The sequence below is a fragment of the Candidatus Terasakiella magnetica genome, from assembly GCF_900093605.1.
Taxonomy (GTDB): Bacteria; Pseudomonadota; Alphaproteobacteria; order Rhodospirillales; family Terasakiellaceae; genus Terasakiella; species Terasakiella magnetica.
The window spans coordinates 221,915-245,471 of the sequence record NZ_FLYE01000044.1 but is presented as its reverse complement, the minus strand read 5'-3'; the positions used below and the strand labels follow the sequence as shown (position 1 = coordinate 245,471).

The window sequence follows — 23,557 nt, the reverse complement described above, 5'->3', positions numbered from 1 at the left end:
ATAGTAAAAAGGGGTCTTTTCCATGCGATATATCGTAGCTGTCATGCTGCTGGTAATGGTTGCAGCCTGCGACAATGGGCCAAAGCCGGGTACTGAAACCACCTTTTCAGGCGCCACCATGGGAACGACCTTTAATGTGAAGGTGATTGACCTTCCAAACGAATTGCCCGCTGAAAAGCTTCAGGCTCAATTAAGTACGATCTTGAAAGACGTTAATGACAAAATGTCTCTTTGGGTGAAGGATTCTGAGCTGGTGCGTTTTAATCAGTCAAAATCAACTGACTGGATCAACGTCTCCCCAGACCTTTTTCATGTGACAGACGCAGCGCATAAGATAAGCCAACTCAGCAATGGCATTTTTGATGTCACCATTGAACCCCTGATCAAACTGTGGGGATTTTCCACCCGTAGCCCAACAAAGAAAACACCCTCAGATCAAGAAATTAGAACAGCGCTGGCCTCAATTGGCCATGATAAAATCGCATTTCAAGCAGCACCGCCTGCCCTGCGCAAAAGCCATCCTGATGTGACCATAAATCTATCTGCCATTGCCAAAGGCTTTGGGATTGATCAATTAGCTGATTATCTGGAAAGTCAGGGAATTGAAAATTACATGGTTGAAATCGGGGGTGATTTGCGAGTAAAAGGCACCAACGTTCGGCGCGAGCCTTGGAAAATAGCGATTGAAAAACCGGATGTGACCAGCCGTTCTGTGCATCGTATTGTGGCGATTAACGGGGCAGGCATGGCAACATCGGGAGATTACCGGAACTTTTTTGAAAGAGACGGTAAGCGCTATACCCATATTATCGATCCCAGAACGGGGCGGCCTGTCGCACATAGGCTTGCATCGGTCAGCGTCTTAAGTAAAAGCGCCATGCAAGCAGATGGTTTGGCAACAGCCCTGCTGGCACTGGGAGAAGTTGAGGGTCCGGCTTTGGCAGAACAGCATGGCATTGCCGCTTTTTTCCTCATTCGCGATGGCGAGGGATTCGTTGAAAAACGCTCTTCTCATTTCGAAACGTATGAAAATAAGGTACAATAGGCATACAACAAGGCCTAAAAGTTAGGAGAATACATTATGGAACAATTTTTACTGGCTTTCGGCGTTATCATTCTTGTTGTTGCAGGTATGGCAGTTGGCGTGATGTTTAAGCGCAAACCCATTCAGGGAAGCTGTGGCGGGCTCAATGCCATTAGTGATGCCGACCATTGCGTGGTGTGCAAACGTCCCCACGACCCAAATAGTTGCTATCAACGCAAATTGCGTGAGCGCATGGGCGTTGAAGAAGCCGAACATTGATCTGTAAAAAAGCGATTTTCTAAGTCGCTTTTTTTGTTTCTAATCGGTATCACCAATTTTCCATTTTTATCACACATAAGATGACTTAATGCTCGCTCTTTTTAATGGGTGGGTAGCCGAATCGCTTGCTTGCCTATAGAAATGCAGGAATTGAGTTTAAAACAGTTCGAAAAAAGTGTGAAAAACACCGGAAAACCTAGATAAGGTCTTACCAATAAAAGTCAATATGACAATTGCACCGCGCCCTATTCTGTGTTACTCGGTGTACGTTTCGCCTTTGTCTAATATCCTTTTAGATAAGGGCTTGAGTTTGTCCCTTCGCAGATAATGCGAAGCTAGAAGAGGGATAGAGTTTGGGGATGAGAATTAAAAAGGGCTTGGATGTCCCGATCATCGGGGCCCCGGAGCAACAGATTTACGATGGCAATCCCGTTAAGACGGTTGCCCTATTAGGGCCCAACTTTGGCTGGATTAAACCTTCTATGAAGGTGGCTGTGGGTGATCAGGTAAAACGTGGTCAGGCATTGTTTGTTGATAAACAATGTCCCGATATTACGTATGCGTCTCCGGGCGGTGGTAAAGTTGTTGCCATCAACCGTGGGCACCGTCGTGTGCTCGAATCGGTCGTGATTGAACTAGATGAAGACGAACAAGCTGTTCAGTTTGACAAACATAAGCCAGAAGAGTTGGCAGGTTTGTCCGTGGAGAAAATCCGCGAACAGTTGACATCTTCTGGGGGCTGGACATGTTTTCGTACACGCCCTTACAGCAAGGTGCCGCATTCATCAGATACACCGCGCTCGATTTTCGTAACGGCCATGGATAGTAACCCGCTGGCAGCTGATGCAAGCGTGATTATCAATGACGCCAAAGAAGACTTTTACAATGGTCTTGCGCTGATTTCAAAGCTGACTGAGGGACCGACATATGTTTGTAAGTACCCCGGTGGCGATATGCCGGGCGCTGACATTGAAAATGTTCGTTTTGAAGATTTCGAAGGTCCGCACCCAGCAGGTAATGCAGGAACTCACATCCATTTCTTGGATCCGGTAAGTTCTGAAAAGTCTGTTTGGACGATCAATTATCAGGATGTGATTTCCATTGGTAAATTGTTCATCAATGGTGAGCGTTCGCCAAACCGTGTGGTTTCTCTGGCTGGTCCAGGGGTGAAAAAACCGCGTTTGGTGCGCACACGTATTGGTGCCAACCTGCAAGAACTAACAGCTGATGAGCTGAACTTTGATGATTGTCGTGTCATTTCCGGCTCACTTCTATCAGGTGACAATGCCGAAGATAGCTTCTCTTTCCTTGGGCGTTACCACACACAGGTAACGGTTCTGCATGAAGGACGCGATCGTGAAATTCTGGGGTGGTTAATCCCGAAATTCGATAAGTTCTCCTTTGCACGTGTCAATCTTTCTGCTTTGACACCCAGCAGACTCTTCAATCTGACCACCAACCGTAACGGTAGCTACCGTGCGATGGTGCCGATCGGAACCTATGAAGCTGTTGTGCCATTGGATGTTCTGCCAACGCAATTGTTGCGTGCCTTGTTGGTGATGGATACCGACAGTGCGCAAGCGCTTGGCGCATTAGAATTGGATGAGGAAGATCTCTCCCTATGTAGCTTTGTTTGTCATAGTAAATATAACTATGGTGAAGCGCTCAGAGAGAACCTCACTAAGATCGAGAAGGAGGGCTAATCTTGGGGCTCCGTAAATTCTTCGACAGTATGCATCATCATTTTGATGTCGGTGGAAAGTATGAAAAGTATTATGCCCTCTACGAGATGGTTGATACTTTCCTTTATTCCCCGAAAGATGTGACATACAAAGCACCACACGCACGTGATCATATGGATCTTAAACGTATGATGAGTTACGTGGTTGTGGCTGCAATCCCATGTATTTTATTTGCCTGGTATAATACAGGCCTGCAAGCAAACACAGCCTTGCAACAATTTGGCGGCGTCCCTCAGGACGATCTGCGCGGTATGATCCTCAGCACCTTAGGTGTGAGTGTTGATCCAAACAGCATGTTTGCCAATATGTTCCACGGGCTTTTATACTTCTTGCCGATTTACATCGTCACGCTTGCCGTTGGTGGTGTTTGGGAAGTGTTGTTTGCAGTTGTGCGCAAGCACGAAGTAAACGAAGGTTTCCTTGTAACATCAATGCTTTACACCCTAATCCTTCCGCCAACCACACCATTGTGGCAGGTGGCCTTGGGGATTTCCTTTGGTGTTGTCATTGGTAAAGAAGTCTTTGGTGGTACAGGTAAAAACTTCCTGAACCCGGCACTTGTTGGTCGTGCGTTCTTGTATTTTGCCTATCCTGCAAGCCAATCTGGCGATGCGGTTTGGGTGCCTGTTGATGGCTATTCTGGTGCTACAGCACTGAGCATTGCCAATGAGAAAGGCTTTGCGGCCCTTCCTGAGGCTGGCATTACTTGGATGGATGCATTCTTGGGCTTTATCCCAGGTTCGCTTGGTGAAACGTCTGCTTTGGCCTGTTTCATCGGTGGTGCGTTCCTGATCTTCAGTAAAATTGCAAACTATCGCCTGATTGCAGGTTGTTTGATCGGTATGATCGCGACAAGCTTCCTGTTCAATTCAATCGGTAGTGACACCAACCCAATGTTTGGTATGCCATGGTATTGGCATCTGGTCATTGGTGGGTATGCCTTTGGTTTGATCTTTATGGTAACTGAGCCTGTTTCAGGCGCGATGACCAACAAAGGTCGCTGGGTATATGGTGCGTTGATCGGTGTGATGGTTGTTTTGATCCGTGTGGTTAACCCGGCCTTCCCTGAAGGGATGATGCTGGCGATTCTGTTCGGTAACATCTTTGCGCCACTCATTGACCACTTTGTTGTTAAAGCGAATATCAAACGGAGGCTGAGTCGCAATGTCTGATAACGAAGAAAATGCAACAGCTCCTGCTGAAACACCGGTACGTACAATTATCGTTGCCGTTGCGCTGAGCCTTATCGCCTCTATCGCGGTATCGGCAGCAGCCGTTATGCTAAAACCAACACAAGAACTGAATAAAAGCTTGGCGAAAAAGAAGATTATTCTTCAAGTTGCCGGCCTTTATGAAGATGGCGCAGATATCGAAACTGCTTTCTCAAGCAAGATCGAACCGCGTCTGGTTGACATGTCTACAGGTCAATATAGTGATGCCGCTAATGCAGTGACCTATGACCAACGCAAAGCAGCTAAAGACCCGGCACAAAGCAAAACTCTGCCTGTAGCTGATGATATTGCAAGCATCAAGCGTCAAGCCAACCTTGCCAGTGTTTATCTGGTTAAAGAAGGCGATGAGCTGAAAAAGATGATCTTGCCAGTCCATGGATATGGTCTGTGGTCAACATTATACGGTTTTGTTGCTTTGAAACCTGATCTGAACACCGTTTCTGGCCTGCAGTTTTATGAACATGCAGAAACACCCGGTCTGGGTGGTGAAGTTGATAACCCAAAATGGCGTGGTCTATGGGCTGATAAAAAGCTCTATGACACCTCTGGTGATGTAAAAATCTCCGTCGTTAAGGGTGTGGCTTCTGGCGATCATCAGGTTGACGCGCTTGCGGGTGCGACACTAACCAGCGTTGGTGTACACAACCTTGTTCAGTTCTGGGTCGGTGAGAAAGGCTTTGGTCCTTTCTTGCGTAACATTAAACAATAGGGGGCAGAGATGGCGAAAGATAACGTCCTTAGGGACCCATTACTCGATAACAACCCGATTATGCTGCAGGTACTGGGTATCTGTTCTGCATTGGCGGTGACATCATCATTAACCGTATCGTTAATCATGTGTGTTGCGCTGACATCGGTTGTTGCATCTTCCAACTTCCTGATTAGTTGTATCCGCAACCAGATCCCCAGCAGCATTCGTATCATCGCACAGATGGTTATTATTGCCTCACTGGTAATCGTTGTTGACCAACTGCTTAAGGCTTACGCATATGAAGTCAGTAAAACGCTGTCTGTATTTGTGGGTCTGATCATCACAAACTGTATCGTTATGGGCCGCGCAGAAGCATTTGCAATGTCCAACCCACCCGTTAAGAGTTTCCTTGACGGTATTGGTAACGGTCTTGGTTACAGTGTGGTCTTGATCTCCGTTGCAGTTATTCGTGAACTGTTTGGTGCCGGTAAACTGATGGGCATTACAATCTTGCCAACCGTGAATGACGGTGGCTGGTATGTTCCTAACGGTTTGCTCTTGCTGCCACCAAGTGCATTCTTCGTCATTGGTCTTTTGATTTGGGCTTTACGCTCTTACAAAACGGCACAAGTTGAAGAACGTGACTTTAAAATCTCCTTCCCGGCGAGGTATTAATCATGGAAGTCTATCTTAGCTTATTTGTAAAATCGATTTTCATTGAGAACCTGGCACTTTCCTTCTTCTTGGGGATGTGTACGTTCCTTGCCGTATCGAAGAAAATTGAAACAGCACTTGGTCTTGGTATTGCGGTTGTGGTGGTGCAAGCCATCACAGTGCCTGCCAACAACCTGATCTTGTCCTTTTTCTTGAATGAAGGCGCGTTGGCTTGGCTTGGTATGCCAGACCTTGACCTGCGTTTCCTTGGTTTGATCTGTTACATCGGGGTAATTGCCGCGATCGTACAGATCCTTGAAATGGTCCTCGATAAATTCTTCCCAGCACTTTACCACGCATTGGGCGTGTTCTTGCCATTGATCACAGTAAACTGTGCGATCCTTGGTGGTGCACTCTTCATGGTGGAACGTGACTATAACTTTGGTGAATCTGTTACATACGGTATCGGCTCCGGTATCGGTTGGGCATTGGCGATTACGGCAATGGCTGGTGTACGTGAGAAACTGAAATACAGTGACGTGCCAGAAGGTCTGCAAGGACTGGGTATCACCTTTATTACAGCTGGCCTGATGTCCATGGGTTTCATGGCATTCTCAGGCGTGAAGCTGTAAGGCTGAAGAAAGAAACGAGGTAAAAACCATGCAAGAATTTACAGCAGGTGTCGTTGTTTTCACAGCCATCGTACTGGCTTTGGTGGTCATCATTCTGTTATTCAGAAAGTTGCTTGTACCATCAGGGAACGTATCGATCCTGATCAACGACGAAAAAACTATTGAAGTTGCCCCGGGTGGCAAGCTTCTGACCACATTGGCGGATAACGGACTGTTTGTTCCTTCTGCCTGTGGCGGTGGCGGCTCTTGTGGTCAATGTACTGTTAAGGTCCATGAAGGTGGCGGAACGCTTCTGCCAACCGAAGAATCTCATGTTAACAAACGTGAAGCCCGTGAGGGTTGTCGTTTGTCCTGTCAGGTTGCTGTTAAGCAAGACATGAAGATTGATGTGCCTGAAGAAGTCTTCGGTGTGAAGAAATGGGAATGTGAAGTGGTGTCCAACGAAAACGTGGCAACCTTCATTAAATGTCCAATCTTTAAACTGCCTGAAGGTGAAGACGTGCCATTCCGCGCTGGTGGTTATATTCAAATTGAATCACCACCATATGATATTTCCTTCAAAGACTTTGATGTTGAAGAACAATATCGTGGCGATTGGGACCACTTCAAGTTCTGGGATATCAGCCACAAGCAAGAAGAAGATTGCTTGCGCGCTTATTCCATGGCGAACTATCCGGACGAAAAAGGCCAAGTTATGCTTAACGTCCGTATCGCAACGCCTCCTCCGGGTTCTGAAGGTATTCCTCCAGGGATCATGTCCACATATATCTGGAACCTGAAACCTGGCGATAAAGTAACTATTTCCGGTCCATACGGTGAGTTTTTCGCCCGTGATACCGATAACGAAATGGTCTTTGTTGGTGGTGGTGCCGGTATGGCGCCAATGCGTTCACACATCTTTGATCAGCTCAAACGTCTGAAATCAAAACGCAAAATCTCTTTCTGGTACGGTGCACGTTCTGTGAAAGAAATGTTCTTCGTTGAAGATTTCGATGGCTTGGCTGAAGAGAATGATAATTTTGAGTGGCATTGTGCCCTTTCTGATCCTCAGCCAGAGGATAACTGGGAAGGTTACACAGGCTTCATTCACAACGTTCTGTTGGAAGAGTATCTTAAAGATCACCCAGCCCCAGAAGATTGTGAATATTATCTCTGTGGTCCACCCATCATGAACTCTTCTGTTATTCAGATGCTGCTTGACCTTGGTGTAGAGCGAGAAAACATTCTGCTCGACGACTTCGGTTAATCGCCATATAACAAACAACAAAGCCACGGACGCTTTTTTAAGCGACGTGGTTTTGTTGCTTTTAGGCCCTAAAAAAATAAAGGAAGGCAGCTGTGTTTGCCGGTCTTCGCCGCAAATTTGATCATTTTGACCCTGCCGTTCTTTCCGGCAGCTGGCTATCAATTGTTATAGCCTGTAGCGGGTTTGCCCTTGATTACCTGTTAAACCTTGCCTTAAGCCAATGGCTCGCACCTGCGGACCTTGGTGATTATTCCGTTGCGGTTTCTATGGCGGTCTTTGGGGCGATGATTGCTTTGCTGGGCACTGATCAAGCCCTCATGCAGTTCTTGCCGCAATATTTGGCAGAACGCGATTGGCGCCGCGCCAAGGGCATTTTAATTTTCTGTTTTTGCACCGTCTTACTTTCCAGCCTCCTCATATCTTTAGGGGCCTTAGCTATTTCCCATCTGGGTATTGAAGGTTGGGCGGCCCATCCGTCCGTCTTTGCCTTTGCCGCCCTGCCCGTGGTCTCCATGGGGTTATTGACCTCAAAAGCCTTGCGCGGCTTTCGCAATGTCATCACCGCCTCCGCCCCCACAAGTGTCGGCCTGCCCTTATTGATCATGACGGGCGGCTTCTTTCTGGCGCAAGACGGCTATATCAGTGATTGGGACCTTGTGGGTGTCTTTGCGCTTAGCTTTATGCTGGTTTTGATTGTTCAGTCCGTTGTACTGGTAAAAAAAGTTACCTCCACACTGAAAGCAGCGGTTTCAAAATTTGAATATCGCGAATGGAGTACAGCATCATTTTCCATGATGATGGCAGCGGTGTTATTTCTTGCTATGGAACAGATGGGGCTTTACGTCTGTGAAATCCTTGGTAAAGAAGAAGATGTTGCGATTTATGCCATTTTGGTGAAACACGCACGTTTCTTGCTGATTATTTATATGGCGGTCAACCTGATCACCATGCCTTTCATTGGCCCAGCCTTAAAGCGCAAGGATCACAATGACCTGCAAAGGCTTTATGGCACCAGCATGCATATTGTCATGTGGGGCGGGCTTCTCCCCCTTTTGGTCTTTATCATCAAAGGCGAAGCGCTGCTTGCGGCCTTTGGACCGGAATATAAAGTGGGTTACTCTAGCCTTTTGATTTTAATGGGCGCTTATTACTTAAATTTTGTCGCGGGCTTCTCGGTACCGTTCTTACAATTCTCGGGGAATCGCAAAATTGTTGTAACTTCAATTGCTATTGCATTGTTTGTTGAAATTTTGCTGTTCATTTTGTTAGTACCCGCTTATGGTTTTAATGGGGCTGCTTGGTCGATGGCTGCGACCTTGTGTGCCTTGTCCATTTGGATGACTGTTCAATGCCGTTTGCGCTTGGGCCTGCGTCCATTACGACTTTCACAAGGCGACGGAACCTGATGATTGCTCCAGACCCTAACAACATTCCTGTTTTGTCAGGGAATATAAATATCCGATTTAAGGGAGATAATTAAATGTTACATACGGTGCGTGTACAAGATTTCATGGTTACAGACTTTGTTAAGCTGAGCCCTGAAGACAATATGTACCATGCTGTTCAGGTTCTGGCACATAAAGAGATTCCAGCCGCTGTGGTTGTTGATAAACGCGAAAAACTCGTTGGCATTCTGTCTGAAACCGACTGTATGCGCGTAGTGCTTGACGCATCCTACAACGAGCGCCCACCAGGCAGCGTTGAACAATATATGACGACCGAAATGGACACTATTGATGTAGATTCAACGCTGATTGATACAGCAGCGATTTTCCGTGACAAGACATTCCGTTTGTATCCGGTTATGGATCATGGCCGTCTTGTTGGCATCGTCACGCGCCGCCGTGTGCTGCGTGCAACAGAGCCTTTCTTTGAGCGTTTCAATAACGTACAACGCGGCTAAACATGTCCAATCTGCCCGAAATTGCGGGGCTTATTGTATTTTTGCTATCGGGTCGGCTGTTTCTTGGGACGTTTAAAAACAAACCTGAGGGATGGCAGATCCGATGCACGTTTTATCTGATTGCTTCAATCGGTGCCTTTCTCATCCTGACCTTAGATGTCTTTTCGCCCTAATTTGAGTGGGGAAATCTAAGCCAACAAAAGATGGCGTCTGCGCTCAAAGCTTTCAATGAGCTTCCATTGCACAATGGGGATTTCTTTGAGAATAGTTGTCGGGATCATACAAAGCTCAACTGGCCCATCGGCCTCGATACGGTATTTAGATTTTTTCCCAACGACTGCACAGTCCTCACCAAAAAAGTCACCCCGCCCTATTTCTTCCACAAGCTTACTATTGTGATAGAGCTTGGCTGTACCTTTTTTAATCACAACCAGCCCCTCTTTCTTTTTAGGGGCGAACTCTTCACCATCAACAATGTGGTGACACGTCATGGCATCGGCAATGCGGTTTTGCGTGGTATGGGATAAGGCATCGCCAAATAACCATGTGGACTGCAAAAACTCCCGGCTTTCCCAAAGCCAAAGGATATCTTCAAACAGCTTATATTTATCGACAACTTCACAATAAAGATAGGCTGGGATTTTCATGGCTTTAACAAATGTCATCGCACGGTATGTTTCCATCACCGGCAAATGATGCAAAGCAGAAACCTCACCAACCAGACATCCCGCAGACACTAAAGCATGCAAATTGCTGGAGGTCTTAATCACCTCAACCGAACCTGTAAGCAACAGATAGATATGGTCAAGCTCTTCGCCTTCTTTAACCAGAATGGTTTCTGGGTTGAAGGTCTCAACCGTTGCATTCATCAAGGTGCGCAAGGCATGTGTCGGCACCGTTGGAAAATAGGTTCTTAGATAATCAAACGCATAACGCCGCGTGGGTTCTTGTTGCGCCGGGATTAGCACATCACTTGTGCCAAAAGGCGAGCCCGACCCGATTTCACGTTGATCAGCACTGAGCGCGAGCGAGGTATGCGACAGAATAATCTTTTTGCTTTTATCGTCTTTAAAATCATCTGAATCGCCATGGATTAATCCACCGCCCACATCGATCTTTTTAACATCCATCTCTTCAAGGTAATGCTCTTGAATAGTGTCATAAAACGATTGAGAAACACCGGGTGCGCTCTCATCATCAGTGACCATCCCTTTAAGAACGTTGAGCGCAACAATATCAGCATAATGACCATAGGTCTTATAGCCATCCGGCCCCAAGGCTCTAAACTGCAACACAGCTGTTTCTACAGGGTGCGGGGACAAACGCGGGCGCACTTCAAGGCCTTCAATATCATTCCATTCATCCACTACAAGGTCATGCGGTGTGAAGAAGTCTTCAAAGCGGCTTTCCTCAATAGATAAAAGCGCTGAAAGTTTTTTCGCAACAGAGGCACGCACATAAGGTGCCGCGTAATAATTGATTTTACGGTCCGAGCGGATAAAAGCAGGCAATCCAGCGAAATGATCATCATGGGAATGGGTATGGAAAATACCATCGATTTCACTGATCCCAATGCCCAAAGCCTGTAAGGTAAAGCGCACATTGGGCCCGGCATCCACCAAATAGGTTTTGCCCTGAAACAGGATCACGCTGGACATGGTCGGGCGGTTTACATCCCAGCCATCACCATCACCAGAATGAATGATAGAGAAACTATCGCGCTCCACCTCATGATAGCCAAGCGGATATGACGGCACATAATTTTCCTGTGGCGCCAAGCTCAAATCAACCTGAAGCGTTTCATCCTGATAGGAAATTTCAAACTTATTAAGGGCAAGGCGTTTAACAAAAACACCATTTTTAATCTCAACCGGATCATCCTGAACCACACGATGATCAAGCAATGCACTGGGATGATGAATAGCCCCAAAAGCAAAGCGCAATTTCATACGCATCATGGTCTTGGCATCTTCAGGGCTTGCCCCGCCCTCAATTAGCTCTTCTTCGCTTATCAAACCATAATTACCGCGATGGATATAGGCCATCTGCGCATCAATCTGATCTTGTGCCCCAACCAAGATGGGCTTGGCCCCCGTATTATTGGGATGATTTGGAATGAGTGTGCCTTGGCGATAGAGCATCTGCAAAACAGGGAATTCAGCCATATTGGTGAAACTTCCGTTTTGTAAAATCACATCTGAAAGCAAGATCGCATTTGGCCCGGTTTCAAAACTCCAGCCATCGCGTTCTGTGGGTATAATCAGGCCAAGCTTCATGAGATGCTTAACACTATCAGGTGGACAGCCACACAAAATATAGACACCAGCAGCGGGCACTTCTACCCACTCTATACCTGTAGAGACTTTAACTTTACGAAGCTGTGCCATGTGCGGGCCTTAATCTACCTGTTATCTTTTTTTGCCTTAACGACAAATAGTTACAAAATAGACTAACCTGCTTTTTAACAGTCGTCTATCTCTGATCCGCCCTGCTTTCTGTACAAAAGTGCCATAAAAACAAAGTGTTTCAATCTAAGACTGATTTTTCAGCCTATGAAGCCTCCCCTAAATTGATAAGCTATATTAGCTTATGATTAAAAGTCGGCCTAACTTGTCCCTTTGATTAAAACAGCATACTATTAATAAATACTAAAGAGGCTGATCAGGGCTAAGAAATGTCTGCGAAACATACTATCGCTTATAAAATGGCACGCACCATCGTGCTGCTGACTTTATGCCTTGGCTTTGTTCTGGGTAGCCTTCAAGTTGCTTGGGATTATCAGCAACGTCTTGAAAGTTTTAATCGCCAAGTTGAACATCTGATCGGCTCTGTTGAAAAGGCCGCCATTAAAGCGGTTTATACCTTTGATACAGGTCTTGCGCGCGAAGTCGCCTCAGGCCTTTTTGAATTTCCGCCCATTTCCCATGTGGTGATCCGCGATGAACAAGATGCCATCATGGCAACGCTACAGCGCTATCGCGGGCAACTGCCCCATAGCTGGGTCTCTGATTATCTTTTTAATAAACAATATACCTATCGCGTCCCGCTTCATCTGGAAAAAGAGCCCGATGCCTCCATCGGCTCGCTTCGCATTCAAGTGACCCCCCATGATATGGCTGAAGCCTTCCTTAAGCGCGGTGTTATTATTTTATCCTCCACACTGGTGCAAAGTTTCATCATTGCTATTTTTCTCTTCTATGTGTTTCACAATCGGGTAACGCGCCCTTTGCAAATTTTGGCACAGGATTTTTCTAAAATCACACCGGAAACACCTGAAAAAAATATGCTGAGCCTAACCTCTTCCATGCGCTCAACTGAATTTGAAGAGGTGACCTCTGCTGGAAACAATATGCTCACTGTCATCGGGTCCTACCTCACAGCCAAAGACACTGCTGAAGCTGATCTCACCCGTCAGAAAAATGAGACTGAGCGTTTCTTGCAAATTGCTGAAGCCATCATCCTGCAACTGGATAAAAATGGCTGTATTACGATGATCAATCAACGTGGCCTTGAAGTTATGGGCTATCAAGAAAATGAGCTCATAGGACAAAACTGGTTTGAAACAGCAATCCCACCTGAGATGCGCCTGCGTGTTCAAAAGGTATTTAGCGACCTTTTCGAACCCATCGTGCCTCTTGGTCAAAAACAGCATTCTTCTTATTTTGAAAATGATATCATTACAAAGAATGGCCATCTTCGACGGGTTTATTGGCACAATGCCCTTGAGACAGACCGCGAAGGCAATGTCATCGGGATTTTAAGTTCCGGTCAGGATATCACCGCGCGCAAAGATGCCGAAGATGCCCTCAAAGTAGCGGAAGGGAGTTTACGCGCTATTATTGAAGCCACCTCAGAAGGCTTTGCCATTACGGATTTAAAACGCCTTGAGCTGGTTGATATCAACACAGCCCTTCATGAGATGCTCGGCTTCAGCCGCGCTGACATGTTATTCCAGCCCATCGCAAAGTTTATTCATCCCAATGACCGCCATATTCTTGATAGCTATCATCAAGAAGCCCAGACACAAGTCCATAGATCCTTTGAGCTGCGCATGTTGTGCTGCGATGGCAGCAGTGTACCTGTTGAAATCAACGTATCCACCCTGCCCTCAGAAACATCACAAACCCCATGCAGTGTTGCCTTTATCACCGACATTACAAAACGGCGTGAACAGGAAAAAAGCCAAAGCTTACTGGAAAAGCAGCTGCGCCAAGCCCAAAAGATGGAAACCATCGGCACGTTGGCAGGCGGCATTGCCCATGATTTTAATAATATCCTCACACCCATTTTGGGCTATTCCTCGCTCATTTCTTCGCGCATTCCCAAAGATGACCCCAATTACGAGCGCATGCTTCAAATTGCAAAATCAGCCAAACGTGGTGCCGATATCATCAAACAAATCCTGACATTTTCACGGCGCAGTGAGAGTGAGAGAAAGACCATTTCCTTATCCCCTGTGGTGCAGGATGCCATGCAGTTGGTGAAAGCCACCACGCCGGCAAATATTGATATTGAGCTCCATATCTCACAAAACTGCCCCCCTGTGGTGGCAGATAACACACAAATCCAGCAATTGGTTTTAAACCTTTGCACCAACGCGGCCCAAGCCATGACTGAAGAAGGCGGTACGCTCAAAGTTGAAATGGGCCTATGTGATATTGATGAGAAACTTGCCAAGACCTCGCTTAACTTACACGAAGGCCCGCATATTCGCATCACAATCGAAGACAACGGCCATGGCATGGATGAGAAAACCGCCAACCGTATATTCGATCCATTCTATACCACTAAGGAAAGCGGCAAAGGAACTGGCCTTGGCCTTGCCATGGTCCATGCCATCATCCAAGAACATAAAGGCGAGATCTTTGTTGAGACCACACTGGGCCATGGCACCATATTTACCACCTATCTCCCCGTAAGCTGTGCCCCTGTTGAAGAAAACATCACAGAACATGAAATTGAAAGCGGCAATAACGAATGTGCTTTAATTGTTGATGATGAAGCGCTCAATACCAATTTCTTGGAAGAGCTTCTCGAAGAAGTTGGTTATCAATTTGAAAGCTATAATAACAGCATGCAAGCATTGGATGCTTTCACAGCAGAGCCAAACAAATACAACATTGTCCTGACCGATCAGACCATGCCCAAATTAAAGGGTCATCAACTGGCTAAAGCGATTAGAGAGATACGCCCTGAAATCCCCATTATCATGATGTCTGGCTATGACCAAAATGTCACCGCAGAAGAGGTCTCTGAATTTGATGTGGATTTGTTTATTCAAAAGCCCGTGCCCATCGATAAGCTCACCCATGCCATGCACCAGCTTCTTAATGAAAAAAGGGAAGAGAGCTAATCCCCCTTCCCCTTTGCTTTTCTCTTATAGACCGCCTTCAACCACTGTGAGACCAAGGCCATGCCATGCCTGCATACCCCCGCGATAATAGTTTAATTTATCTGCCGGATAGCCTGCGTTAATTAAAGAGCGAATGGCTGCAGGCGATTGTCCACACCAAGGGCCATTGCAATAAAGGACCAATTCTTTTGCACCACGACAATCCCATTTGCCCGAATTTTTCTTACAACCCATTTCATCCATACGGGTTGAGGCTTCTACATAAGGGATGTTGATAGAGCCCGGAATAGTCCCTTTAAAATGCCATTCTTCGGTGCGTGCATCCACAAGCAAGCCAGACTTGTCTTTTAAGAAATTAACGATCTCCAGCTCCCCAACGGTTTCTACACCTTCAGCGGCCTTCATGGGTTGGACGCAAAAAGGCGGACAGGGCCGTGAGGTCTTGGCAAAATCAGCCATAATCTCATTCTTGGTATCTTGGTTGCGCTCAATCGTGATGGGGCCATCTTCTGTTTCAACAATGACACTCATCAGCCCCTTGGCAATACCGACCTCTTGAGCCATGGCAGAAAAAGAGACAAAAGCAACCAGCATAAAACTTACGAGAAATAAATTTTTCATCTTCATTTTCCTTACTCAACACCTATGAATTCAGCAACTTGGTCTGCGAGGTCCTCACCTGCGAAATCAATAAACATATGATCAGCTTCCTCCACCATCACAAAGGACACATTATCTTGCTTGATCATACCCATTTTCTTTGGCAGGTCCGGCACAACCGTATCATCACTTGCGCCAACAACAAGGGTTGGTTTTTTAATTGAGGCAAGTAAGGCTGGCGTATCAAACTTTGCATCCGGCGTATAATAATCCACAAAAGCCCCTGCTGTGACTGTCGCTTTTGGACAATAAATAAAATCAACACCCTTGTTCATGGCCTCTGCTTTCCCTGCTTTCACATGGGCTGTCATCGTGCCAAGAACTGGGGTAAGCTCAGTGTTATAACGCTGTTTATAAGAGGCTGTTTCTTTATCCGCACTCCATGTTTGCGGAGCGACCAAAATAAGTTTCTTCACAAGTTCGTTTGAACGTTCTGCCTCAAACCAAGCTGCCTGATTACCCCCGCGAGAATGCCCCATCAAAGTGACTGAAGTGGCCCCCTTGGCTTTTAACCAGTCTAGCCATGCGCCAATTTCAGTTAAGGCATCACGATGCTTATGGGTGTGAGGGATTGCGCAATCATACATGCCTGTGCGTTTATCAAGCCCCAGTGTCAGGTTAATCGCCAGCACATTGATCTCGCGCTCATTTAAAAGCTCGCGCTGGGCACTCACAATTGCCATATCCTTATGGGCCAAGGTCCCATGGACAAAAAGAACAACACCGTCATCCTTTAAGTTTTTGCCCTCTGCCAGCTCCAGATTACCCATGGCAGTGAGGCCGTTTTTCATCTTAAGACTGACCTCTTCGGCCTGTACTTGCTGACTAAACAAAAAGAGACAAAATGCCCCTAAAAGGTACCCAAGCGTTTTCATTATTTTCCTCACTGTATATATTTACTTTGCAGAGTTCTTTTAATTCTTTCTAATTTATAATAATCTAATATCTTATGCGAGTCTTTCCCTTAGGATAGGAAAATAAAATGGCGATGGATGTTTCTTTTCTGGCAGCTTTCAGTGCAGGTCTACTGACTTTTCTGTCTCCCTGTATTCTGCCTTTAGTGCCCGCATATCTCTGTTTTATCAGTGGGAATTCTCTAGAGCAGCTCACCTCAAAGGAAACCCAACAAGACTTTAATCGCAAAAATGTCCTCTGGGCTGGCTTTGCCTTTGTGCTTGGGCTTTCCAGTATTTTCATCGCCATGGGGGCTGCGGCAACTTCTTTAGGCCAAGTGATTGCCCAACATAAACAGACCCTTGCCATGGTTGGCGGCGGCATCATTGTGGTCTTTGGCCTGCATTATATGGGGCTGTTTAAAATTGCTTTTCTTAATTTTGAAAAACGTTTTCATCCTGATCAAAAACCAGCCGGTCTCATTGGGGCCTTTGTCCTTGGTCTTGCTTTTGGTTTTGGCTGGACACCCTGTGTAGGGCCTGTGCTTTCCACCATCCTCATGGTTGCAGGTGGTATGGGAGAGCTGAGTGACGGGATTATCCTGCTGGCAATCTATGCGGCAGGCCTTGGCATTCCCTTCATGCTCGCTGCGGCCTTAAGTGCGCATTTCATGTCTTTTCTTGCACGGTTTCGCAAGCACCTGCACAAGGTGGAAATCGCCATGGGGGGCTTACTTGTCCTTACCGGAACGCTCATGCTCACAGGCAGCCTGACCGACATTACAGGCTGGTTACTTGAGACTTTCCCCGTCTTGAATGGATTAAATTAGGCCTGAGCTTCTTCGCGATATTGATTATAGATATCTTCAACCTTATTGATATTTCCAAGGAAAATATCAACAAGCTTGGGATCAAACTCAGTCCCTGAATTTTCCTGAATATAATTTACAGCCTCAGCCCACGCCCATGCATCCTTGTAAGGGCGTTTTGAGGTAAGCGCATCAAACACATCCACAAGCCCGACAATGCGCCCTTCAATGGGAATTTGCTCACCTTTTAAACCTGTAGGATAGCCTGTGCCATCCCATTTTTCATGGTGGCTCACCGCAACAGAGCGCCCCATTTGCACCAATAAGGAGGAATGGTTTTCCAACAAGATCGCGCCCAGTTCCACATGCTTTTTCATCATGGCGCGCTCATCCGTATCCAGCAGACCCGGCTTTAATAAAATATCATCTGAAATACCGATCTTGCCGATATCATGCATGGGGGCTGCTTTTTCAATCATATCGCAGACCTCATCGGGAAGGCCATATTCTTCAGCCACAAAACGGGCATATTTGCTGACGCGTTTTACATGTAGGCCGGTTTGGTTATCACGATATTCCCCCGCCATGGCGAGCTTATCAATCAGGTCCTGTGCGGCGGCTTCAAGGTTTTTAGTTCTCAAGGTGACTTTGCGTTCCAGTTCCTCTTTCATCTCTTTTTGCATATTAAAACTGGCACGAACCTGCAAAAGGTTTTTCACCCGCAAGAGAACTTCATACTGATCAAAGGGCTTATTAACGAAATCATTAGCGCCTTCTTTAAGGGCCTTATTGCGCGTTTCAACGCCTTGGGTGCCGGTGAGCATGAGGATGGGAAAGAAGGGATCATCAATCTGGCTGCGCACCATTCTGATAATATCAAAACCATTAAAATGCGGCATCTCAAGGTCCAAAAGCAAAAGGTCATACTCTTTTTCCTGTAAAAGAGGCATGACCTTTCTTGAATCGGAAATTGCTGTCACATCTTCAAAACCAGATGCTTCCAACAAGCCCTTAAGCATGGCAACATTGGTGATTGAATCATCACATATAAGGATATTAGAAGTTTCCAAATTCACATACATCAGAACGCCCAGATTTTATTTAATTTTTCTAATAGTAAAATCCTTACACTACAATAGAGGTAGAATCTACTATCTGAATGTATGTATAGCGTGATATCCCTTAAGGTTTTTTGCCACTTTGGGCGAGCTCTACAATGTAACGCTGGAAGGGCTTATCGCCCTCGTACATTTTCTCATTCACGTAATTGAGCATAGCCTTGAAATGAAACGGGCGAAAGAAACCGGGCAGACGTGCTGCATCGCGTTTGATGCCTTCTTTGCCTGTAAGGTCTTCATGTAAAAACTGGATGGTCGGGGTAAAGGCAATGCCGTTTTTCGCAGCAAATTCTTTTTCCGTCATCTCCGTGCCATCAAAATCCATCACATCGCGGTCTCCCCAGATATTCATCTGCACGACCACAAAGTTATCCTGCATATATTTGCGGATATTTTCCTGAGACAGGGTTTTAGCATGAAGGTCTTTGCAATAAGGGCAGCCTTTTTGCTCCCAGATGATGGCAAAACGTTTGCCTTCTTCTTTTGCCCCTTCAAAGTCTTCTGCCATATCAAGGAAGCTCTCTAAGAACCAATCTTGATGGTAAAGACCAAAGTCATTGACCTGTACCTCTTCTGCCTGTGCGACACCTGTAAAAAATACGAATGCGCACAGCGCCAGCATTACCTTTTTCATTTTGATCAAAGCTCCTTAATTCTTTTTATATCTTTAAGGAATGATGTAGTGCCATCCCTTGATTTTCTTTTCCACAATCTCTGCAATACCAGAGGTCACCACACGCACGCCCGGTAATAAATCTTCTGGCTTTTTGCCAATGGTAGTCAGGGTATTATTACAGGCGATAAATTCCACCTCATAATCCTGTAAACTTTTCACCCGTTGTGCAGCAATCGCTGACTCTTTAAGCAGCGGGCGAATGCCTGGGCCATAAAAAACAATGGCGATTTTAACGTTATCGGTGCCATAAAATTTCTGCATATTAATGGCATTATAATAGACGTTATTGACATGGAAATCGTCTTTGGTTGTGACCTGCAAAACGATCTTTCGCGGGTTATCCCAATCCGGTTCTGGCTCCACTACTTGAGTATCATCAGGTAGCCCTTCATGGCGTTCTTGTGCATGGCCCAGATTACTCAGACCCAAACAGAGAAAACTAAAAAGGAACAGACGGACAAGCGTGTTCATGGTGCACTACCTTATTTAGGAGGTTGTTTTTTGACGGTCTAATTTCTTGATGGCTTCTTGAAGGAAGCCCCAGAAGAACTCTTCATTATATCCAAGAATGCGCCCGCTTTCCTGCATCTGTCTATTCACAATAATAAAGGTTGGTGTGAAGGTTGGATAGATCAGGTGTTTCAGGTCTTTGGGCATCCCTTTATCGAGATTGACCTGCCTAAGGGGCAAACGCTGGCCTTCTGTTGTTTTATGATACATGGGTAAAATATCATCACGCCACATTTCACAATACATACAGCCAGGTGAATGAACGAAAATCAGACTGTCCGCTTTTGCAGGCGTTATCACGGCCCATAAAGCGAATATCAGCGCAAATCGCACAATTATCTTTTTCATCATGCCCCCTACTATACAGAAAAAGGGCGAAAACCGCAAAAATTGGTCTTCGCCCTTTGATCTTTAGAGGTTAACGCAGTGCGTCTTCCCCGGTTGGTGTCACGCCCAAGGTCGCCTTGGACTTGATCTCAACAGACTTGTAGCAATCCTTCATACAATGTGGATTTTTTGTATCCGGACGCGGGTCCATAAAGAAACCACCTTCATTTGGCATTTTAATCGCGATCAATGCTTTTGCATCCATCGGCTGATCCTCATCATGAAGATCATTTTCCACCATCAAGAAGTTGGTAATCGCATAGACTTCATCATCAGTAAGAGACTGTGCATTACCAAACGGCATGGCGCGCTTGATATAGTCAAACACGGTTGAAGCATATGGCCAGTAAGACCCGATTGTCTTTTCAGGCTGACCGGGTGAAGCTTCTTGTGAAAGATGCTCAGGATCACCACCAACAAGTGGCGGATAACGCCCACCGCCACCATCGGCAAATTCACCATGACAAACAGCGCAAAGATCTTGGAAAAGCTCTTCACCTTCTTCATAGCCACCGCTACCTGCTGGCAGGCCTTTGCCGTCTGGGCGGATATCAATATCCCAACCCGCAACCTGTTCTTTTGTTGGTTTGACACCAAAACCATATTTAAGCTCATCACCTGCACAAGCAGCTGTTGTGATCAACACACCACCAAGGGCGATGCCCATCAATGCTTTACTTACCGGAAACTTGAACATTGAGAACCTCCCCGCTTTTTTGAACCAACCAAGTGTGGATGGAGTTATTGTGATAGATTGACCATGTACCTCGCACTTCACGAAGTTGATCAATTGTTGGCTGAACATTGCCTTTTTCGTCATAGCAACGGCTTTGCAGCATGGCTTCTTGACCGTTCCATTCCCAATCAAAGACAAAACGGGTCAAGGATTTATCTAAAACCTGTCCTTCAAGGCGAGCTGGCATCCAGTTTTTGCCCCCATCAACGGAGATATCAACACCTTTGATCTTACCCATGCCAGACCATGCCAAACCACGGATTTGGTGATAGCCTTTACCCAGCATTGGATATTCAGGACAAGGTGACGTGATGACAGACTTCGCATCCATAAACCATGTGAAGCGACGAGAAGAGCCATCTTCCATTGTATCGGTATATTTGGATGTTTCTTCACGATGGTGCCAAGGCTGGTCACCAAACTCAAGGCGGCGGATCCACTTAACGTTCATGTTTCCTTCAAAGCCCGGCACGATAAGGCGCAATGGATACCCCTGTTCAGGACGTAACATTTCTCCATTTTGTGCATAAGCAAGGATACAATCATCGCCCAATTTCTCAATGGGAATAGAGCGCGACATACCAGCCGCATCTGCGCCTTCTGCCAAGACCCATTTCGCACCGGATTTCACGCCGAGCTCTTCCATCAAGGTCTTAACCAGCACACCTGTCCATTCACAACAGCTCACCATACCATGGGTGAATTGCAGTTTGTCCATCTGTGCACCACGCCATTCAGCACCGGAGTTTGCCGGACATTCAACAAAGTGAATGCGCGACACTTGGGGCAGACGCATGATGTCTTGCATGGTGTACATGCGTTCATTTTCCAACATACCATGAACGATCAGACGGAAATCTTCCTTCGGGATATGAGGGAAGCCACCGTGGTGACGTTCAAAATGCAGACCGTTTGGCGTGATAATGCCGTGCAGGTCCTGAATGGGTGTGAAGGAGATCGAGCTTTCACCCGTTGGTGTCAGCCACGGCACCGTGCGACGGTGAACGTTTTTCTCATACTGTGACGGAATACCATAGGGTTCTGCCGTTACGCTATCACCTAGTTCCATAGACCATGGCGGCACGTTTGGCGGCAGGTGTTTCGGGTTGCCTGCAGCCAAAGCTGCCCCACCCGTTGCCCCAACAGTGGCCGCTGCACCAGCAGCAATGGCACTGCCACGCAGGAATGAACGGCGCGACGGCTGCAAAACAGCACTTTCACTTTCCGCCTGAGCCATAACAGCTCTGTTATTTGTCTTCTTTTGTTCCATATTTTTACGCTTTCCCCAGTTAAGCCCCAATGACTTTTACATTTTGATTTTCCGGAATATTCACTGTCTTGTGATTTGAAACATATCCAGCCACCACATCCCAGATAGGTGGACCTTCAGTGCCTTCATTCACAGAAGCCCAACCGGCAACGACATATTCTTTTGACGCCTCGATCGGTTTTCCAGTTTTTAAGTGGACCATGTTTGAAATACGACTGCCCATCGGCTTGTGAATGTCGATGGTGTAGCCCATTCCGCCGATACGGACCATGTCTCCCCCCTGTTGATAGAAGGGGTCCACATTGAACAGGTTATCGGCAACATCTTCTAAGATGTCCTTGATCATCTTACCCGTCATTTTCGAGCGGTACGCGTTCGGGTAAGTGATAGCTGTCTGGTTATAAATATCATCCATAGTGATCGCCCCACCCGGTGGCAGGCTTGAGCCCCAGCGGAAACCCGGCGACATGGAAATTTCTGCATCGCGTCCTTCAAGCAAGGACTGACAGATCAGATCATCAAACGTCCCGTTGAAGTTACCACGGCGATACAGCAGCCCTTCGCTATGACCGACAACTTTGTTGATATGGTCATTATGGGGCCCGCGGATGCTATCGACCAATTCCTGCATTTCAGGATCAGGCTTGATCACGTCAGAGAAAATCGGCATCAATTTAAAGCTGTGATCCACAATTTTCTTGTTTTCGACTTTCACATCAAGACGGGCAAGGAACTTACCATGGGAGCCAGAAGCCACCATCAGTGTATCGCCGATCTTAATCACATTGGGCACCGCATCATGGGTATGGCCTGTGAGCAAAACATCAATGCCAGAGACGGTTGCAGCCAACTTGCGATCTACATCAAAGCCATCATGTGAGGCCACAACAATCAGTTCTGCGCCTTCTTTCTTGGCGGCATCAATACGTTTTTGTAATTTCTGTGGGCGAATACCAAAAGACCATTCCGGCATCATATAGCGCGGATTAGCAACAGGTGTATAAGGGAAGGCCTGACCGATCAGGGCAACTTTTACGCCGCCTTTATCAAAGAAGGCTGTATGTTCAAAAACATCTTCTTCCCATTCCGTATCTTGAACGTTACCGCACAAGAATGGGAAATTACATTTTTCGACCAGTTCCTGAACACGCTCTTGCCCATAGGTGAATTCCCAATGCGCCGTCATGGCATCAACACCCATCTTGTTACAGATGTCGACCATGTCTTCGCCGTCAGTTTTAAGCGAGGTGTAAGAGCCCTGCCATGTATCGCCACAGTCAATCAACAATGTGTTATCCGGGCGTTCTTCACGAATGGCTTTAACCAATGTTGTCATCTGGGCAACACCGCCCACACGACCATACTGTTTGGATAGTTCAGCAAAATCTACTGAAGTGAAGGCATATGCATTGGCCGTTCCTGCCATCAAACCATAATGGTCGAGCAGTTTCTTACCCGTGATGTGCGGCACAAGCCCATGCACCTCACCAACGCCTAAATTCACAGAGGGTTCGCGAAAATAAAGCGGAACGATCTGGGCGTGAATATCTGTGAAGTTCAATAAGGTCACCTGACCTTTTGTATCAAACTTCAAAAGCTCTTCCTGTGTTACTTTCTGGGCACTTGCTGCATGGCCTAAAGAACCAGCCGCAGGCATCATTGCTGCTGTTGCAGCAGCCACCTGTAAGAAATCACGTCTCGAAAGCATCAATCATAGCCTTCCTAAATAAGTTAACAATTCT

Annotated in this window: 22 protein-coding genes; 12 read left to right on the top strand and 10 right to left on the bottom strand. The window is 46.4% G+C overall.

Annotated elements, in window-relative coordinates; all coding sequences use genetic code 11:
- Window positions 1–22: 22 nt before the first annotated feature.
- From MTBPR1_RS13330 to MTBPR1_RS13285, 10 genes are all read left to right on the top strand, one after another.
- Complete coding sequence (locus MTBPR1_RS13330) at window positions 23–1,045, top strand: FAD:protein FMN transferase (protein ID WP_069189500.1); 1,023 nt, start codon at window positions 23–25, stop codon at window positions 1,043–1,045.
- Window positions 1,046–1,081: 36 nt separating this feature from the next.
- Window positions 1,082–1,303: a (Na+)-NQR maturation NqrM gene (nqrM, locus tag MTBPR1_RS13325; protein ID WP_069189499.1), complete on the top strand. Its 222-nt coding sequence runs from the start codon at window positions 1,082–1,084 to the stop codon at window positions 1,301–1,303.
- A 359-nt stretch (window positions 1,304–1,662) separates the two neighbouring features.
- Window positions 1,663–3,006 (top strand): Na(+)-translocating NADH-quinone reductase subunit A, encoded by a 1,344-nt coding sequence (locus MTBPR1_RS13320; RefSeq protein WP_069189498.1) that lies wholly within the window; start codon window positions 1,663–1,665, stop codon window positions 3,004–3,006.
- A gap of 2 nt (window positions 3,007–3,008) precedes the next feature.
- A complete protein-coding gene (locus MTBPR1_RS13315; RefSeq protein WP_069189497.1) occupies window positions 3,009–4,217 on the top strand; it encodes an NADH:ubiquinone reductase (Na(+)-transporting) subunit B in 1,209 nt (402 codons plus the stop codon).
- Entirely contained in the window at window positions 4,210–4,986 is a 777-nt protein-coding gene (locus MTBPR1_RS13310; protein ID WP_069189496.1) for a Na(+)-translocating NADH-quinone reductase subunit C, read from the top strand. The genes MTBPR1_RS13315 and MTBPR1_RS13310 overlap by 8 nt, the downstream gene beginning before the upstream one ends.
- Before the next feature lie 9 nt (window positions 4,987–4,995).
- Window positions 4,996–5,643 (top strand): NADH:ubiquinone reductase (Na(+)-transporting) subunit D, encoded by a 648-nt coding sequence (locus MTBPR1_RS13305; protein ID WP_069189495.1) that lies wholly within the window; start codon window positions 4,996–4,998, stop codon window positions 5,641–5,643.
- Between the two features lie 2 nt (window positions 5,644–5,645).
- On the top strand, window positions 5,646–6,254 hold the full coding sequence (gene nqrE, locus MTBPR1_RS13300) for an NADH:ubiquinone reductase (Na(+)-transporting) subunit E (RefSeq protein ID WP_069189494.1): 609 nt from the start codon (window positions 5,646–5,648) through the stop codon (window positions 6,252–6,254).
- Between the two features lie 28 nt (window positions 6,255–6,282).
- Window positions 6,283–7,500 carry an NADH:ubiquinone reductase (Na(+)-transporting) subunit F gene (nqrF, locus tag MTBPR1_RS13295; RefSeq protein WP_069189493.1) on the top strand — a complete coding sequence of 406 codons (1,218 nt, stop codon included), beginning with the start codon at window positions 6,283–6,285 and terminating at the stop codon, window positions 7,498–7,500.
- A gap of 92 nt (window positions 7,501–7,592) precedes the next feature.
- Window positions 7,593–8,906, top strand: a complete 1,314-nt coding sequence (locus MTBPR1_RS13290; RefSeq protein ID WP_069189492.1) for a lipopolysaccharide biosynthesis protein — start codon at window positions 7,593–7,595, stop codon at window positions 8,904–8,906.
- A gap of 74 nt (window positions 8,907–8,980) precedes the next feature.
- Window positions 8,981–9,403: a CBS domain-containing protein gene (locus MTBPR1_RS13285; RefSeq protein WP_069189491.1), complete on the top strand. Its 423-nt coding sequence runs from the start codon at window positions 8,981–8,983 to the stop codon at window positions 9,401–9,403.
- A 188-nt stretch (window positions 9,404–9,591) separates the two neighbouring features.
- On the opposite strand, the gene MTBPR1_RS13280 is transcribed toward MTBPR1_RS13285, so the two are convergent.
- Complete coding sequence (locus MTBPR1_RS13280; protein ID WP_069189490.1) at window positions 9,592–11,790, bottom strand: cyclic nucleotide-binding domain-containing protein; 2,199 nt, start codon at window positions 11,788–11,790, stop codon at window positions 9,592–9,594.
- A gap of 287 nt (window positions 11,791–12,077) precedes the next feature.
- Here MTBPR1_RS13280 and MTBPR1_RS13275 point away from each other — a divergent pair, with 287 nt between their 5' ends.
- Window positions 12,078–14,756, top strand: a complete 2,679-nt coding sequence (locus tag MTBPR1_RS13275; RefSeq protein ID WP_069189489.1) for a PAS domain-containing hybrid sensor histidine kinase/response regulator — start codon at window positions 12,078–12,080, stop codon at window positions 14,754–14,756.
- Between the two features lie 24 nt (window positions 14,757–14,780).
- Here MTBPR1_RS13275 and MTBPR1_RS13270 read toward each other — a convergent pair whose 3' ends face one another.
- Together MTBPR1_RS13270 and MTBPR1_RS13265 are read right to left on the bottom strand one after the other, a co-directional pair.
- Window positions 14,781–15,377, bottom strand: coding sequence for a rhodanese-like domain-containing protein (locus MTBPR1_RS13270; RefSeq protein ID WP_069189488.1), 597 nt, complete (start codon window positions 15,375–15,377; stop codon window positions 14,781–14,783).
- 11 nt (window positions 15,378–15,388) lie between these two features.
- Window positions 15,389–16,291: an alpha/beta hydrolase gene (locus tag MTBPR1_RS13265; protein WP_069189487.1), complete on the bottom strand. Its 903-nt coding sequence runs from the start codon at window positions 16,289–16,291 to the stop codon at window positions 15,389–15,391.
- Between the two features lie 107 nt (window positions 16,292–16,398).
- On the opposite strand from MTBPR1_RS13265, the gene MTBPR1_RS13260 reads away from it, so the two are divergent.
- Window positions 16,399–17,139: a cytochrome c biogenesis CcdA family protein gene (locus tag MTBPR1_RS13260; protein WP_069189486.1), complete on the top strand. Its 741-nt coding sequence runs from the start codon at window positions 16,399–16,401 to the stop codon at window positions 17,137–17,139.
- On the opposite strand, the gene MTBPR1_RS13255 is transcribed toward MTBPR1_RS13260, so the two are convergent.
- The 7 genes from MTBPR1_RS13255 to soxB all read right to left on the bottom strand — a co-directional run bounded on the left by MTBPR1_RS13255 (window position 17,136) and on the right by soxB (window position 23,523).
- Window positions 17,136–18,200, bottom strand: a complete 1,065-nt coding sequence (locus MTBPR1_RS13255; protein WP_069189485.1) for an HD domain-containing phosphohydrolase — start codon at window positions 18,198–18,200, stop codon at window positions 17,136–17,138. The genes MTBPR1_RS13260 and MTBPR1_RS13255 overlap by 4 nt on opposite strands.
- A 100-nt stretch (window positions 18,201–18,300) precedes the next feature.
- Window positions 18,301–18,870 carry a thioredoxin family protein gene (locus MTBPR1_RS13250; protein WP_083223086.1) on the bottom strand — a complete coding sequence of 190 codons (570 nt, stop codon included), beginning with the start codon at window positions 18,868–18,870 and terminating at the stop codon, window positions 18,301–18,303.
- A gap of 33 nt (window positions 18,871–18,903) precedes the next feature.
- Window positions 18,904–19,383, bottom strand: a complete 480-nt coding sequence (locus tag MTBPR1_RS13245) for a DsrE family protein (protein ID WP_083223085.1) — start codon at window positions 19,381–19,383, stop codon at window positions 18,904–18,906.
- A gap of 15 nt (window positions 19,384–19,398) precedes the next feature.
- On the bottom strand, window positions 19,399–19,773 hold the full coding sequence (locus tag MTBPR1_RS13240) for a thioredoxin domain-containing protein (RefSeq protein WP_126465237.1): 375 nt from the start codon (window positions 19,771–19,773) through the stop codon (window positions 19,399–19,401).
- 67 nt (window positions 19,774–19,840) lie between these two features.
- Window positions 19,841–20,506, bottom strand: coding sequence for a c-type cytochrome (locus tag MTBPR1_RS13235; RefSeq protein ID WP_069189483.1), 666 nt, complete (start codon window positions 20,504–20,506; stop codon window positions 19,841–19,843).
- Window positions 20,484–21,815, bottom strand: a complete 1,332-nt coding sequence (soxC, locus tag MTBPR1_RS13230; protein WP_240492907.1) for a sulfite dehydrogenase — start codon at window positions 21,813–21,815, stop codon at window positions 20,484–20,486. The genes MTBPR1_RS13235 and soxC overlap by 23 nt, the downstream gene beginning before the upstream one ends.
- 19 nt (window positions 21,816–21,834) lie before the next feature.
- Window positions 21,835–23,523 (bottom strand): thiosulfohydrolase SoxB, encoded by a 1,689-nt coding sequence (gene soxB / locus MTBPR1_RS13225; RefSeq protein WP_069189482.1) that lies wholly within the window; start codon window positions 23,521–23,523, stop codon window positions 21,835–21,837.
- Window positions 23,524–23,557: the final 34 nt, after the last annotated feature.

Bases quoted from the DNA above. Each gene is read 5' to 3' on its own strand.
- MTBPR1_RS13330 (WP_069189500.1), top strand. From the start codon at position 23: ATGCGATATATCGTAGCTGTCATGCTGCTGGTAATGGTTGCAGCCTGC.
- nqrM (WP_069189499.1), top strand. From the start codon at position 1,082: ATGGAACAATTTTTACTGGCTTTCGGCGTTATCATTCTTGTTGTTGCA.
- MTBPR1_RS13320 (WP_069189498.1), top strand. From the start codon at position 1,663: ATGAGAATTAAAAAGGGCTTGGATGTCCCGATCATCGGGGCCCCGGAG.
- MTBPR1_RS13310 (WP_069189496.1), top strand. From the start codon at position 4,210: ATGTCTGATAACGAAGAAAATGCAACAGCTCCTGCTGAAACACCGGTA.
- MTBPR1_RS13305 (WP_069189495.1), top strand. From the start codon at position 4,996: ATGGCGAAAGATAACGTCCTTAGGGACCCATTACTCGATAACAACCCG.
- nqrE (WP_069189494.1), top strand. From the start codon at position 5,646: ATGGAAGTCTATCTTAGCTTATTTGTAAAATCGATTTTCATTGAGAAC.
- nqrF (WP_069189493.1), top strand. From the start codon at position 6,283: ATGCAAGAATTTACAGCAGGTGTCGTTGTTTTCACAGCCATCGTACTG.
- MTBPR1_RS13285 (WP_069189491.1), top strand. From the start codon at position 8,981: ATGTTACATACGGTGCGTGTACAAGATTTCATGGTTACAGACTTTGTT.
- MTBPR1_RS13280 (WP_069189490.1), bottom strand. From the start codon at position 11,790: ATGGCACAGCTTCGTAAAGTTAAAGTCTCTACAGGTATAGAGTGGGTA.
- MTBPR1_RS13275 (WP_069189489.1), top strand. From the start codon at position 12,078: ATGTCTGCGAAACATACTATCGCTTATAAAATGGCACGCACCATCGTG.
- MTBPR1_RS13270 (WP_069189488.1), bottom strand. From the start codon at position 15,377: ATGAAAAATTTATTTCTCGTAAGTTTTATGCTGGTTGCTTTTGTCTCT.
- MTBPR1_RS13265 (WP_069189487.1), bottom strand. From the start codon at position 16,291: ATGAAAACGCTTGGGTACCTTTTAGGGGCATTTTGTCTCTTTTTGTTT.
- MTBPR1_RS13260 (WP_069189486.1), top strand. From the start codon at position 16,399: ATGGCGATGGATGTTTCTTTTCTGGCAGCTTTCAGTGCAGGTCTACTG.
- MTBPR1_RS13255 (WP_069189485.1), bottom strand. From the start codon at position 18,200: ATGTATGTGAATTTGGAAACTTCTAATATCCTTATATGTGATGATTCA.
- MTBPR1_RS13250 (WP_083223086.1), bottom strand. From the start codon at position 18,870: ATGAAAAAGGTAATGCTGGCGCTGTGCGCATTCGTATTTTTTACAGGT.
- MTBPR1_RS13245 (WP_083223085.1), bottom strand. From the start codon at position 19,383: ATGAACACGCTTGTCCGTCTGTTCCTTTTTAGTTTTCTCTGTTTGGGT.
- MTBPR1_RS13240 (WP_126465237.1), bottom strand. From the start codon at position 19,773: ATGATGAAAAAGATAATTGTGCGATTTGCGCTGATATTCGCTTTATGG.
- MTBPR1_RS13235 (WP_069189483.1), bottom strand. From the start codon at position 20,506: ATGTTCAAGTTTCCGGTAAGTAAAGCATTGATGGGCATCGCCCTTGGT.
- soxC (WP_240492907.1), bottom strand. From the start codon at position 21,815: ATGGAACAAAAGAAGACAAATAACAGAGCTGTTATGGCTCAGGCGGAA.
- soxB (WP_069189482.1), bottom strand. From the start codon at position 23,523: ATGCTTTCGAGACGTGATTTCTTACAGGTGGCTGCTGCAACAGCAGCA.